Source organism: Staphylococcus sp. GDY8P131P (assembly GCF_017891975.1).
Taxonomy (GTDB): domain Bacteria; phylum Bacillota; class Bacilli; order Staphylococcales; family Staphylococcaceae; genus Staphylococcus; species Staphylococcus nepalensis.
The window spans coordinates 126878-142093 of the sequence record NZ_JAESKF010000007.1; the positions used below are offsets into that span (position 1 = coordinate 126878).

The window sequence follows — 15216 nt, forward strand, 5'->3', positions numbered from 1 at the left end:
CTACATACTTAAGCTTCTTCTTCATGTTCTTCTAAAGTAGTTTGGAGCTTATCAAATAGCATTTCAAAACCATGCGCAGTGGAATCATGGTATTCCTTTTTCTTTTGTTTGTACTCTAAAGATGTTAATCTGCGTTCTCTAGGTATATAAGCAGTATAACTAAATATCATTTGTGTAATACCTGGTTCTCTTTCAAATATCTCAATTTCAATTGTATCTTCAGAGTCACTCAACTCAGGCATGCCAATTGTCATAACAATATATGCATTAGTATTTAATGTAACATAGGAACCTCTTACTACATTTTCTTTACCTTTACGAACATCAACAATTTCATAACTACCATTTTGTTCAGCATTAACGTCTATAGATTTATTAGTTCGTTCTGTTGTCATAAACCATTGCTTTAGAAAACGTTGATCTGTCCACGCTTGATATACTAATTCAGGTTCAACTTTAAAAAGTCGTTCCAACTGAATCTCCACATACTCATTTTCTACATTATATCTACCCACGATTGTTCACCTACTTTCACTCTTCATACTATTCTAACTTATTATACTAGACTTCTAAACAATAATACCAAGAAATCTCACTATACTTTATTTTCACTATAAAACTGACAACTTATATATTTTATCGTTAATAGTCAGTAAACGTCAAAATTTTCACGCTTTTTATGTTTCGTATATGCGTTTCTTAGTATATTATCTCACAACTCATATGCTTATATAAGAAAAAGGGAGAGCCATCAGTCTCTGCTTAAATTTAAACCTGACGCCCCCCATATTATTATTTATTTAATTTTGGTATTCTGAAGAAAATAGCAATCAATCCACAAACACCTAAAATGATAGGATAAATGGCATACGGTGCCAAAGCGATTGGTGAAATGGATGCAACACCGGCTGCAGCTATAACTTGTGGGCTATATGGTAATAACCCTTGAAAACAACTTGCAAATATATCTAAAATACTTGCAGACTTTCTAGAATCAATATCATATTCATCTGCTATATTCTTAGCTAATGGCCCCGCCATTAATATAGAAATAGTGTTATTTGCAGTTGAAATATCAGCAGCACTTACTAATCCTGCAATACCTAATTCTGCACCACGTTTAGATTTTACTCTATTACGCACAAAATTTAATAGCCACGTTATGCCACCATTATGTTGAATCAAGGCTACGAGGCCACCAATGAGTAATGCGATAATAGCGATATCTTCCATGCCAATAATCCCTTTAGATACAGAGCTAAGTAATCCTGACCAACTGAAAGAACCATCAACAAGCCCTATAATTGCAGACAAGACCGTGCCGCCAATCAACACAATAATAACGTTAATTCCTGCAAGTGCTAATATTAATACTAAAATGTATGGAATCACTTTAATAAAGTTATAATCATATGCTTTAGTAGCGTCTATTTGGGCACTATGTGTTAAAAACCAAAGCACAATCATTGTAAATATAGCACCAGGTAATACAATTTTGATATTCACTTTAAATTTGTCGCTCATTTTCGTCTTTTGAGTACGAACAGCAGCAATGGTTGTATCAGAAATCATAGATAAATTATCGCCGAACATCGCACCACCGACTACTGTAGCCATAGTTAATGCAGCAGATACATCTGTCGCTTGACTCAAACCAAAACCAACCGGTGCAATTGCTGCCACAGTACCAACAGAAGTGCCCATCGATAAAGAAACAAACATACATATAATAAATAAACCTACTATAATTAAATTTTCAGGAATAAACGACAGACCTAAATTAACAGTAGACGTAACACCACCCATATCTTCTGTCGTCTGAGAAAATGCACCTGCAAGCAAGAATATTAACATCATTAAAATAATGTTTGAGTGTCCTGCGCCTTTGGTAAATACATCTACCTTTTTTTGAAAAGTTTCTTTTCTATTCATTAATAAACCGATAATTGAAGCTACTACTATAGCTACATTTAAAGGCATAATTGAAAAGTCACCTGTAATAAGTCCTACACCTAAAAATATCCCAACAAATATAATTAAAGGTACAAGCGCCCATGCGTTCCCTTTTTTTGTCTCCGTCATACAAAACCAACTTTCTTTAGTAATTACTATGATAATAAATCTCATATTATTCTTTAATATATACCTACAATAAAAAAACTCTTTTCTTATAGAAGAAAAGAGTAAGTCATTACATCTTCATCTTATCTTCTAGCACATATTAGGCTACTGGAATTGGCACACGCGTCATCATGTTGCCGAAGTTTCAAAGGGCCAGTCCCTCCACTTCTCTTGATAAGTTATTTTATTCATTGTATTACAGTACACTATTAATAATACTTCGTCAATTGTATACTTTCAACATTAAAATAATATGTTTATTAGTCATTATTCAGTTGGTCTAACGATTGTGAATGTGTCTCCTATAGAAGCATAATCATTACCTGCTAAGCGACAGACTGCGTTTAGTGCTTCACTATCTATTTTACTATCTTCAAAATAGACATCTTCATCAATATGAAACATCACTACTTCACCAATAATTAAATCTGAACCTTCTTCTGTATCTCCTAACGGAATCAGCCTTTCAAGCTTACATTCCATACGGATCTTAGATTGTTCAATACCAGGGATAGGTATAAGTTCCGATTCAACAAGTGATAATTCTGTTCTTTCTAATTCATTGTCTTGTCGATTGATTGGTGCTGCTGTACGATTGACTTGTTCTACTGTTGTCTCATCCGTTATATGTACAACAAAGCTTCCCATTTCTTCGATATTCAGTGAGGTATCTTTTCGTTTACCACCGAAACGACCTGTTGAAATCATCACCATTGGCGGGGCGCTACTTACCACATTAAAGAAACTAAACGGCGCTGCATTTAAGTTACCGTCTCGATCTTGTGAAGTAACAAAAGCAATAGGTCTAGGTATAATACTCCCACTCAATAATTTATAATTTTGTTTTTTTGACAAATCACTTGTTTTTAAATGTTTCATAAAATTCGCCTTACCTTTCATAAATAAAAAACGGCTATAACAAAAGTGTATAGCTCGAGTAAGTATTTTAAAACTTTCTACACTTTGAAATAGCCATCTTGTCATTGAATTAATCTAATTGGGTGCCGCCTGTAACACCATAAACTTGGCCTGTTGTATAACTTGATTCTTCAGCAGCTAAATGGACGTAGACGCCTGATAATTCTACGGGTTGCCCCGCTCTGCCTAACACTTCTTTTTGTCCAAATGTTGGGATTTTTGATTGTGGTTGTCCACCCGAAATTTGAAGCGGTGACCAAAATGGCCCTGGCGCTACACAATTGACACGTATGCCTTTTGCACCAAGCTCTTCTGATAAACTTTTAGTCAATGAAATAATTGCTGCTTTTGAAGCCGCGTAATCATGTAAAATTGGACTTGGGTTATAACCTTGAACTGATGACGTTGTCGTAATAGTTGCCCCTGGCTCAAGGTAATCTATCGCCTTTTGGACAGTCCAAAATATAGGGTAAACATTCGTCTCAAACGTATCAGTAAAGGAAGCTGTATCAAATGCTTTGATACTATCTCTGTACTGCTGATGACCTGCTACGAGTGTAACATTATCTAAGCCGCCTAGCTGTGCATATGCTTGCTCAACTAAGTCATAATTAAATTGCTCATTACGAATATCTCCAGGAATCAAGACAGCTTTTCTACCCGCTTCTTCTATAACTTGTTGCACTTCTTCAGCATCCACTTGTTCAGCTGGAAGATAATTAATCGCAACATCAGCGCCTTCTTTAGCATAAGCAATAGCTGCTGCTCTTCCAATAGCTGAATCTCCACCTGTCACTAACATCTTGTAATTTTTCAATCTGCCGTGACCAGTATAAGATGTTTCGCCACAATCTGGTTTTGGATTCAATTCTTTTTGTAAACCAGGAATCGGTTGCTCTTGTTGAGGAAAATCTGCATTTGAGTATTTCGTTCTAGGATCTTGCGCTGCCATTTATAACACTCCTTAAAAGATAATGATTATAAATATGCTTTACCCAAGTTTAACAGTATTTAACACATATTTTTAAATCTAAGACTCATTCAATAATTTTTGAACAAAGGTCACAAAATAATCAGGTACTTTTTCTAAAATACGTTCATCTGGATCATATTTTGGATGATGTAAGTCATACGCACTATTTGAGCCAATAAACACAAACACACTTGGATATTGACTTGAAAAACCTGAGAAATCTTCGCCAATTGTTAATGGTTGTTCCATCAGATTCACGTTATAACCAACCTGTTTTGCAACATTCACTGCGTCATCAGTTAACTTTTCGTCATTCATCACAGCACCTGGTAATCGGAAGTATGTGGTCTCAATTTCAACGCCAAATACTTCAGACAGCCCTTTACCAATAGCGCTTAAACGCTGTTCAATAAATGAACGCACTTGCTCATCAAAACTACGCACTGTTCCTTGTACATAAGCTTGATCTGCAATCACATTCCACGTATTACCACAAGAAACTTCGCCAATTGTAACAACTGCATTATCAAACGCGGATAAGTTCCTACTCACAATTGTTTGAACGCTATTGATTAACTGTCCTAAAACAATGATTGGATCATTTCCTTGTTCAGGTTTGGCAGCATGTGCGCCTTTACCTTTAATCTTAAATTCGAAACGATCGACAGATGATGTCACTGCACCAGGTTTCACCGCAAAGTCTCCAATGTTTAAAGTCGGATAATTATGGTAGCCAAGTACTGCTTTCACACCATCAAGCGCCCCCGTTTCTGCTAATTTCACAGCGCCATGTCCTAATTCTTCAGCAGGTTGGAAGATAAAACGAACGCGTCCTTTTAATTGATCTTCTATCTCTTTTAATCTTGTTGCTACAGCTAAAATACTCGCCATATGAATGTCATGACCACAAGCATGCATAATACCTTCATTCGTGGAGGTGAACTCATGCATAACTTCTTCATTAATTGGTAAAGCATCTATATCGGACCTCACTGCTACAAATGTATCTCCTTGGCCAACTTCAGCGATTAAGCCTGTTTCCAAAGGTAGATCTAATATTTTTATTTCATAAGATTCTAAAATACGTTTCAATCTCTTAGTCGTTTCGTACTCATTATCTGACAGTTCTGGGAACTGATGAAATGTGCGTCTCCATTTTACGTAATCTTCATATTGTGGCATTATGCGTCACGTCCTTTCTTGTTTTTAAATCGGTTATATAAATAATACAGTAGTGTTACAATGACAACACCTATGGCTAAATTATTTGAAATTAAAATAAATACCATCGTTAACAACACCATCAAGCCATGTACTAGCGGTGCTTTTTTTATAAAAGGTAGCGTGCGTCGATCAAAAGTATTTAATGAAATTGTAATCAGTACCGTAGCTAATACTGCCATGGGGATATGTCCAATAATTTCGCCGAAAACAAATAAACTTACCAATAAAAAGCTACCGGTAATCAAAGTAGACATCCTAGAATTTGCGCCCATGGTTACATTAAATCGAGATTGTCCGACAAGTGCACTACCTCCATAACCGCCAAACAAACCAACTATAAAATTGGCGATACCTTGGCCTATGGTTTCTTTATTTTTATCACTAGGCGTATCTGTAACTCCGTCCATAATACGTGCAGTTAATGTATTTTGGACGATAGCTACAACAGCCATCATTAAACCGTATAGCATGCTTATTAAAATAAAACTCATGTCGAATATTTCATGTAGAATCTCCGGCATTGGTATCTTACTATGTATTGGCGTTAAATCATATACATATTCGATATTGGGGTTTAGTAGCCAAGCAAATACGGTTAAAACAATAATGGCTATTAAAGGGGCAGGTATCAGCCTAATATATTGGTTACCCAACCAAATCATCATAAAAGAGATCAGCGCAACTATATAGGTTGCTAATGAAATACCTAAAATATGCTCTAATTGTGAAGTAAATATTAATATACCTAAGGCATTCATAAATCCTATAGTCACACCCGTGGGTATAAAATTTAGCAACTTATTAATATGACACATACCACATATCATTTGAATCATTCCCATAAATAATGTTGCTAAAATAACTGCTTGCATACCATGACTTGCTGCTAAAGGCGCCACTACTAAAGAAACACCGCTACTTGGAGCTGAAACCATTAATGTTCTATTACCAGTAATACTGATCACAAGCATCATTAACCCAGTACTCAACATCCCAATAGTAGGATTTACGCCTGCTATAAAAGAAAATGCGATTGCGCCAGGAAGCAACGCCAGTCCAAGTAAAATGCCTGTCAGCATATTTTGAATGATATTACCTTTCCATTGGTCAATATATCCAATTTTAGTCACGACTCAAGTCACCCCCAACCCCTTTAATGACTATAATATCATAATTGTCAAAATATTTTTTCAATTTAATTTCTCAGAATCATTTGTTGCAAATAGTCAAAATAAGCACACAAAACTTAAATAAATTTAATAGAAAAAAGCGAGAGAAAAATCAAACTGCTTCATTTGATTTTATCTTCTCGCTCTGCATCATTAACTCGCTTTTATTTTTTAAATTTTAATTTGATTATCAAAAAGTATTTCCCCATCCTTGATTACTTTTTCGGCATGATTGATACCATAATGGTAAGGAATATATTCATGATTAGGGGCATCCCAAATAACAATATTTGCTTTATCACCTTTGTTTATTGTACCTGCCTCAACATCAATAGCTTTAGCTGCATTCACTGTCACTGCATTCCAAATTTCATTTGGAGATAATTTTAATTTTAACGCTGCAATTGACATGACCAACTGTAAATTATTTGTCACACAACTGCCTGGATTAAAGTCTGTAGCTATAGCAATGGCACCATTGTTATCTAACATACCTCTTGCATCGGCATATGTTTCCTTACCTAAATAAAAAGTTGTCCCTGGTAGTAACACTGCCACCGTATCGCTATTTTTAAGTTTCGCTTTACCTTCCGCGCTAGAAGCAACTAAATGATCTGCGGAAATCGCATTTTCTTCAATTGCAAGTTCTAAACCACCTAAAGGGTCGATTTCATCAGCATGTATTTTAACATCAAAACCTTGTTTTTTAGCTGCTTCCATGTAAGTTTTAGACTCTTCTACAGTAAACACTCCGGTTTCGCAAAATATATCTGCAAAATCTGCATATGCTTTAACTTCTGGTAATAAATCTATCATTTCTTGTAAAAAGGCTTGGTTAGATTTAGCGTCTTTTGGCACCGCATGGGGGCCAAGAAATGTATGTTTCATATCTAAATTATATTTTTCTGCTAATCGATTGGACACACGTAATTGTTTCAATTCATTTTCTTTATCTAAACCATAACCACTTTTACTTTCTACAGCTAAGACGCCATGTTGTATCATAGTTAGTAAATTTTTTTCAGCTTTTTCAAAAAGTTCATCTTCCGTTGCTTTGCGTGTTGCTTCTACGGTAGAAAGTATGCCGCCGCCTTGTTCAAGAATCTCTAAATAAGAAACCCCTTGACGCTTCAGTGACATTTCATGTTCCCTAGAACCACCATGTACAAGATGTGTGTGCGCTTCTACTAGTGCAGGTGAAACCACTTTTCCAGTGGCGTCAATTGTGTCAGTCGCTTGATATGCTTCAGTATGTTCGCCTGAGTAAATGACTTTGCCATCTTTAATCACCACTGTGCCATTTTCAATGATTTTCAAGTCGTTTAATTCTTTACCTTTTAAAGGTCTTTCTGTAGATTTCGGCAAAATTAATTGTTTAATATTTTGAATGATTAAGTCGTTCATTTTATATCTCCTTTACCCGTAATCATTGGAATGTGAATCCCTTTTTCTTTAGCTACTTCAATAGCTGATTCATAACCAGCATCTGCATGCCTTACTACTCCCATACCCGGATCTGTAGTTAATACACGACCTAAACGTTTGTCCGCGCGTTCTGAACCATCAGCGACAACAACCATACCAGCGTGTAATGAATAGCCCATGCCTACGCCGCCACCATGATGGAAGGATATCCAAGAACCACCTGCTGCAGTATTAATTAATGCGTTTAATATAGCCCAATCGCCAACAGCATCTGAACCGTCTTGCATACCTTCTGTTTCACGATTTGGACTTGCTACTGAACCGGAGTCCAAATGGTCACGGCCAATAACAATCGGCGCAGAAATTTCACCTTCACGTACAAGTCGATTTAATGCTAATCCCATTTTTGCACGTTCACCATAACCTAACCACGCAATACGAGATGGTAGTCCTTGGAATGCAATTTTTTCTTGCGCCAAATTTAACCAACGGATGAGTTTTTCATTTTCTGGGAATAATCTTCGCATTTCTTCATCGGCACGTTCAATATCTTTAGGATCGCCACTTAACGCTGCAAATCTAAATGGCCCTTTACCTTCACAGAATAAAGGTCTAATATAAGCAGGCACAAAACCTGGAAAATCAAAAGCATTTTCTAAACCATTATTAAAGGCAACTTGTCTAATATTATTACCATAGTCAAATGCCACTGCACCCCGTTTTTGGAATTCAAGCATCAGTGCTACATGTTTATGCATAGATGCTTGTGATGCTTTCACATATTCTTTCGGATTTTTATTTCTTAATGCACTAGCTTCTTCTAACGTATAACCTTGAGGGATGTAACCATTTAAAGGATCATGTGCGCTTGTTTGGTCTGTAATAATATCTATCTTAAATCCTCTGTCTAAAATGGCTTGATGCACCTCTACTGCATTGCCAACTAATCCAATGGATAAAGGCTTGCCTTGTTTACGAGCATCTTCAGCTAAATTTAATGCCTCGTCTAAATTTTTAGTTTTTACATCGCAGTACCGAGTATCAATACGTTTATCAATACGTGTTTCATCTACATCGACACCGATAACAACACCGCCATTCATTGTAACTGCCAATGGTTGGGCGCCACCCATGCCTCCGAGACCAGCTGTTAACGTTATTGTGCCATTTAATTTACCACTGTAGTGTTGGTTTGCTAGTTCACCAAAGGTTTCATACGTGCCCTGTACGATACCTTGCGAACCTATGTAAATCCAACTACCTGCAGTCATTTGACCATACATCATTAATCCTTTTTTATCTAATTCATTAAAATGATCCCAATTAGCCCATTCAGGCACAAGCACAGAATTGGAAAGTAGTACGCGTGGCGCTTCTTCATGTGTCTTAAATACAGCTACCGGTTTACCAGATTGTACTAACATTGTTTCATCCGCTTCTAATGAACGTAATGTTTCTTCAATCGCTTCGAATGCTTTCCAGTTACGTGCCGCTTTGCCAATGCCACCATATACCACTAGATCTTCAGGTTTTTCTGCAACTTCTGGATCTAAATTGTTATATAACATGCGTAATACAGCCTCTTGTTCCCAACCTTTACATTCAATCTCTAAACCTTTTTTTGCTTTAATTTTTCTCATGAAAAATCACTCCTTCGTCTACTATAATTCAACCTTTGTTTTAATATTTAAAAAATCCACAATACAAACGGAATCGTAATTAACAGTGTAAACACGACTCTTTCGAACCAAATAAGTACGAGTTTCCATACCGAAATTTTAATTTCAGTAGATAGAATCACGGGCACAACACTGGAGAAAAAGATGATTGCTGAAACACTCATCACTGCAACTGTAAACCTTGTAGCTAAATCTGCAGATTGTGCAATGGCAGCAGGTAATAACATCTCAACTATCGAAATCGTAGAAGCTTGAGCCAATACTGAAATGTTCTCTACTGGAAATATACTTATAAAAGGATAAAAGATGTATGAAATATACTCGATAACAGGGGTATATTCTGTAATAATTAATCCTAAAAAACCAATAGACATAATAGATGGTAAAATAGCTATCGTCATTATGACCCCATCACGTAAATTCTCAATAACATTTTCTATTAGTGTCTTAGATTGTTTTACAGCTAATTTTGCTTCTAACCAAGATTCTTTTAACAATGGCATATCTCTACGAATTTCTTTTTTATAAGATTGGTTTTCGTACGTTGTCTTTTTTTCAAATCTTATAGGCGGGAGTTGTACAGTAATGGCAGTAACAATAAATGTCACTACTAATGTAAACCAAAAATATAAATTCCAATGCTGAATGATGCCTAATGTGTTAGCTACGATAATCATAAATGTAGCTGATACTGTTGAAAAACCTGTCGCTACGACGACTGCTTCCTTATGCGTGTAGCCACCACTTTTGTAGACTTTGTTTGTAATGAGTAAACCAATAGAATAACTACCAACAAACGAAGCGACCGCGTCGACCGCTGATTTACCAGGTGTCTTAAATATAGGTCTCATAATTGGGCGACAAATTACGCCGATAAATTCTAACAAACCAAAACCTACTAAAAATGATAAAAATATTGCTCCTATAGGAATTAATACACTTAATGGTATTGCCAACTTCTCGTATAAAAACGGGCCAATATTATCTTTTAATACAAATGCTGGTCCGACATTGAATACAACCATGAAAGCAATAAATATTCCTATAACTTTAAAAAAACTAAATATCATACTTGTTTTCGATTCATTCCAACGTTGATTGATAAACGGATGAATTGCGCCAATGATGATTAAAACCAATACATAATATGGAAGTACTGGTTTAACCAATAGTGTTATCCACTGCACAATATGATCAATCATTATGGTAGATTGTCCATAAATCGATATTGGAACAAAGAAAAAAATAACGCCAATCAAGCTATAAATAAAAAATCTCCACATGTACTTCACGCCCTTCACATGAAAGTACGACTCCCTCTATATTTAAAAGTATAATATGTTATTATATAGACTACCAATATCAATAAACTAATTATTAATAGCTTAAAGCTATAAATAAGCATATATCTAGGGGAGTGATGTTATTTTGAAAATAATTCAATTGGAATATTTTATCGCCGTCGTAAAATATAATAGTTTTACAAAGGCCGCTGATTTCTTACATATCAGTCAGCCATCTCTAACAAATACAATTAAAAAAATTGAAGCTGATTTAGGTTATGATTTATTTTTAAGAACTACAAAAGATATAAAAATCACAGAAAAAGGTATTCATTTCTATAATTATGCTGTCCAACTTGTACAAAATTATCACCAAACGCTTGAAAAAATGTATGACTTAAATATGGGTCATGCACCTAAAATAAAATTATCAATTCTAGAATCTTCAAATCAATGGGTTTCACAAGTGGTTGCAATGCATCAAAAACAGTACCAAGATCAAACGTACCTTGCTTCAGAAGTACACGATCAGAGTACCATATTAGAGCGATTATTAAATTTTGAAAATCATCTCGGACTAACAAATGAACAAATTGTGCATGATGATATCCATTCTATTCCTTTATACGAAGAATCTTATGTATTAATCACGCCTAAAGATACATTCCCTAATCGCAACAAAGTTTCGATTAAGTCTTTACCCCTTATCTTACCAACAAAAGGTTCCCAAGTACGTAAACATCTTGATGATTATTTTAATCGCTTAAATATTCATCCTAATATCATCATAGAGGCTGACCGGTTTGAAGCTTCAACTAATTTTGTACATCGAGGTTTAGGTTATGCAATTATCCCTCGTGTCTATTATCAATCTTTCAATGCTAGAGACTTAGACGCCATAGAAATCAAACCTACCCTTAGTCGCTCTATTTACATTAATTACTTAAAAAAAAGAAAGCACCCTGAACGTGTGCTTTCTTTTATAGACTTATGCATTTATTACTGGAATATTAAAGAATAAAATGATGTAAAAAATTAGCTGATAGTTTGGCAGTGCGGTTATCGACATCATATTTAGGATTTGTTTCAGCAATACTAATTGTTGAAACTTTTTCATTTGGTATAATACGTTTGGCTAACTCAAGCACGATATGTGGAAATAACCCTAAGACACCATTTGCGCTGACACCAGGTGCAAATGCGCTATCTATGACATCCATACATATTGTAAACATGATGACATCATGATCATGTATAAAACGTTCCACTTTGTCTTTTATAGGAGGAGAAATTTGATGCAGTAATTCGTCGGCATACACAAAGCCGATGTCTTTTTCTTCTGCATAATCAAATAATCCTTGTGTGTTACCACTTTGTTGAATACCTAAAACCAAATAATCTGCCTTTTGATCCTGTTCTAAAATTTGTCTGAAACTTGTACCAGAAGTTGACTGTGGCTCTAACCTTGTATCAAAATGAGCATCAATATTAATAACACCTAAAGATGCTTCTGAGTGCGCCTCCCTTACACCTAGGTATTGCGCATAAGCAATATCGTGCCCACCTCCTAATAGGAAAGTTTGCTTGTGTCTCTGAATTGAAGTTGCCACATATTGTGCAAATTCTTTTTGGGTTTCTTCTAAAGTATCATGATCGTGCTCAACATTACCATAATCGTAGACATTGCTCTTTCTCAAGTCGGGTAAATTGGCCAAAATTTTTTTTATCGCATCAGGACCTTCTTTTGCGCCTAACCTTCCTTTGTTCAATTCAACACCTTTATCAACTGCATAACCTAATAAACCTATCCCTTGACGAGATTCATTGAAATGGTCATTGATATTACGAAAGTTCACTGTTTGAAAGTATCTAAACTGAGATTCATCTGTTTCACTGTCCACTCTTCCTGTCCATAGTTCAGGTTGTGCTAACTTATACATAGTTCTCCTCCTTTTAAAACTATATCCACACTTAAAAGTATACGCTTACATTTATCTCAATTCAATTTATCCTTTTATTTACCCAAAAATAACGATATTAATTTTGAAAATAGCTTTTAATATTTCATTTAGATGTTTGTTTTAGCATTACTATTACATTTCAATGATAAATATCTAAATTTAATTTATTTCTGAAAGATAAGTATGTATAATTGGTGATAAATGATTTTCTGAACCCTAATGGAGGTTACATAATGAATAAACAACGTATATCAGGTTTTCAATGGGCCATAATGATTTTTATTTTCTTTATTATCGCTTATGCAGCTCCTATTATACTAAAAGATTTACAAGGTACAATATCACTAAAAACATTTGTGTTTGATTTAAGTTCTACAGCGCCATTTATCGCTGCGCTTGTTTGTATCATCGTTTTTAGCAAACGTAAAACGCAACTAGGAGGCTTGAAGCTTACTATAAATTTAAAAGTGATTGAGCGATTTATTTTAGCGCTTATTTTACCACTAGCAATATTTCTCCTAGCAATGGTAAGTTTTAATGTTTTTGCTGATAGTTTCGTTTTATTACAGACAGAAGATTTATCTGTATCCATAACGTCGATTATCATAGGACAACTTGTTATGGCGTTCTTAATAGAATTTGGTTTCCGTTCTTATTTACAAAACATTGTAGAAACAAAGATGAATACATTCTTTGCCTCAATTATCGTAGGTATCATGTATTCGATTTGGAATATTAATGTCGCTTTTAGTTTTGAGTACACATTATACGGCTTGTTATATACATTCGCTTTCTCTATGATTATTGGAGAATTAATCCGCGCTACTAAAGGTCGTACGATATATATTGCAACTATATTCCATGCTGCAATGTCATTCGGTCTTGTTTTCTTATTTAATGAAGAATTAGGTAGTGTATTCGCAATGAAAGTTATTGCATTATCTACTTCAGCAGTTGCGATCGTCTATATTTTATTAAGTATCATTATTCGTACTATCCTTTATTTCTTTACAAAACGAAATTTAGACGAAGTTGATACTAATAATTACCTAGATCATGTAAATGAGTATTCAGAAAATGAGAACCAACAGTTCAATAAAGATGATGAAACAATTGAGCATGTATCTAGTGAAAATCAAATCACATCAGATGATGAGACCGCAACTAAAAATAACAGTGTTAATACCGACGCAACATCCACTGATAAAACAGATTTAAAGGATACTGAGTCAGAAAGTGCGTCTGAACAAACCGTTACGAACAACACATATGATAATCAACAAGAAACAAATCACGATGCTAGTCGCAACAATATTATAAGTCAGCATACACCTAAATCAACAAATCAAAATCATCAACAAAGTCAAGATGATATTGAAACTCACGCAAATAGTGCTGTTGAAAACTCTACTGAGAAAGCACATCCTGAGGAAGCATCAGAACCAACAACAGACAATATGGGTGATAGCTACGCAACGCATCAAAATACACAATATAATGATAAAAAACCATCACGGTCACCTTTCAAACATAAAAATGACCACCGTCGCTAACTAAAAAAAGTAGGTTACTCTAACTATGATTTAAGATAAAATGTTGTATTTACATCACTATCCAAATATTTCAGTTAGATAACCTGCTTTTGTTATATTTTATAATACGTCGTTTGATTTATTTAAAATTCTAACGCCATTTTGAGTTCCTATAATAACTTGATCCGTTACATCAATAAAATATCCTGTTTCTAAAACGCCTACCAAGTGAATTAAAAATTCATGCATTTCATAAGGATCAATCCCTGAATGTAACGCTACGTCAAGAATATAATTGCCGTTATCAGTAATAAACGGCACGTCATCGACCATCCGACGTTTCACTTTTAGATTGTCATATGCTGCGATTTTTTTAGAAACTAATAACCAATTAAATTTATCCACTTCGACAGGCAATTTAAATGTTTGACCCAAATAATCAACACATTTAGATTCGTCTATTAAAACAATAAATGTTTCAGCCATAGCGTCAATCACTTTTTCTCTAAATAGTGCACCGCCACCGCCTTTGATTAAATTCAAATGGTTATCTACTTCGTCTGCGCCGTCTATTGCGATGTCTATTTTGCTCACGTCATTAACGTCAACCACTCGAACACCTAATTCTTTAGCGATATATGCTGTTTTATTAGAGGTGCACACACCCGTAATCTCAATCTGTTCATGGTTCATTTTCTCAGCTAGTTTTGGGACAAGCAACTCTATCGTTGAACCAGAGCCAATTCCGACAACCATACCATCTTCGATTTGGTTTAACGCGTCATTAAATGTACTAATTTTCAACTGTTTCGTATCCATAATGCGTCCCCTTTACATAACGTTCTTTTACCTATATTGTACATGAGATTGAAAAAAATAAATAGTTAAAAAAACAAGTACAAATTTAAATATATATATTCTTGCATATTCA

Annotated in this window: 13 protein-coding genes and 1 riboswitch; of the genes, 2 read left to right on the forward strand and 11 right to left on the reverse strand. The window is 34.9% G+C overall.

The window, feature by feature from the left end:
* Positions 1–8: 8 nt before the first annotated feature.
* From KA894_RS07860 to KA894_RS07900, 9 genes are all read right to left on the reverse strand, one after another.
* A complete protein-coding gene (locus KA894_RS07860; protein WP_115341991.1) occupies positions 9–515 on the reverse strand; it encodes an SRPBCC family protein in 507 nt (168 codons plus the stop codon).
* 277 nt (positions 516–792) lie between these two features.
* Positions 793–2082 carry a Na+/H+ antiporter NhaC family protein gene (locus tag KA894_RS07865; RefSeq protein ID WP_096811198.1) on the reverse strand — a complete coding sequence of 430 codons (1290 nt, stop codon included), beginning with the start codon at positions 2080–2082 and terminating at the stop codon, positions 793–795.
* Between the two features lie 119 nt (positions 2083–2201).
* Positions 2202–2302, reverse strand: a riboswitch (SAM riboswitch).
* 86 nt (positions 2303–2388) lie between these two features.
* Positions 2389–3000 (reverse strand): flavin reductase family protein, encoded by a 612-nt coding sequence (locus KA894_RS07870; RefSeq protein ID WP_103372780.1) that lies wholly within the window; start codon positions 2998–3000, stop codon positions 2389–2391.
* 109 nt (positions 3001–3109) lie between these two features.
* A complete protein-coding gene (locus tag KA894_RS07875) occupies positions 3110–3991 on the reverse strand; it encodes an SDR family oxidoreductase (RefSeq protein ID WP_107644417.1) in 882 nt (293 codons plus the stop codon).
* Between the two features lie 78 nt (positions 3992–4069).
* Positions 4070–5194 (reverse strand): amidohydrolase, encoded by a 1125-nt coding sequence (locus tag KA894_RS07880; protein ID WP_096808598.1) that lies wholly within the window; start codon positions 5192–5194, stop codon positions 4070–4072.
* Positions 5194–6315, reverse strand: a complete 1122-nt coding sequence (locus KA894_RS07885) for a SulP family inorganic anion transporter (protein ID WP_210133871.1) — start codon at positions 6313–6315, stop codon at positions 5194–5196. The genes KA894_RS07880 and KA894_RS07885 overlap by 1 nt, the downstream gene beginning before the upstream one ends.
* Positions 6316–6576: 261 nt before the next feature.
* Positions 6577–7809 carry an imidazolonepropionase gene (gene hutI / locus KA894_RS07890; protein ID WP_096808596.1) on the reverse strand — a complete coding sequence of 411 codons (1233 nt, stop codon included), beginning with the start codon at positions 7807–7809 and terminating at the stop codon, positions 6577–6579.
* On the reverse strand, positions 7806–9470 hold the full coding sequence (gene hutU, locus KA894_RS07895; protein WP_103372778.1) for a urocanate hydratase: 1665 nt from the start codon (positions 9468–9470) through the stop codon (positions 7806–7808). Before hutU ends, hutI begins: the two co-directional genes overlap by 4 nt.
* Before the next feature lie 47 nt (positions 9471–9517).
* Complete coding sequence (locus KA894_RS07900; protein ID WP_210133867.1) at positions 9518–10792, reverse strand: YjiH family protein; 1275 nt, start codon at positions 10790–10792, stop codon at positions 9518–9520.
* 145 nt (positions 10793–10937) lie between these two features.
* On the opposite strand from KA894_RS07900, the gene KA894_RS07905 reads away from it, so the two are divergent.
* Positions 10938–11813: a LysR family transcriptional regulator gene (locus KA894_RS07905; RefSeq protein ID WP_103372776.1), complete on the forward strand. Its 876-nt coding sequence runs from the start codon at positions 10938–10940 to the stop codon at positions 11811–11813.
* On the opposite strand, the gene hutG is transcribed toward KA894_RS07905, so the two are convergent.
* Complete coding sequence (hutG, locus tag KA894_RS07910) at positions 11803–12732, reverse strand: formimidoylglutamase (protein WP_096808592.1); 930 nt, start codon at positions 12730–12732, stop codon at positions 11803–11805. The two genes, KA894_RS07905 and hutG, sit on opposite strands and share 11 nt — an antisense overlap.
* 254 nt (positions 12733–12986) lie before the next feature.
* Here hutG and sdpC point away from each other — a divergent pair, with 254 nt between their 5' ends.
* Positions 12987–14306 carry a peptidoglycan release complex CPBP-like subunit SdpC gene (gene sdpC, locus KA894_RS07915; protein WP_103372775.1) on the forward strand — a complete coding sequence of 440 codons (1320 nt, stop codon included), beginning with the start codon at positions 12987–12989 and terminating at the stop codon, positions 14304–14306.
* Positions 14307–14405: 99 nt separating this feature from the next.
* Here the strand turns inward: sdpC and KA894_RS07920 are convergent, their stop codons facing one another.
* Positions 14406–15107, reverse strand: coding sequence for a ribose 5-phosphate isomerase A (locus KA894_RS07920; protein ID WP_170006844.1), 702 nt, complete (start codon positions 15105–15107; stop codon positions 14406–14408).
* Between the last annotated feature and the right edge of the window lie 109 nt (positions 15108–15216).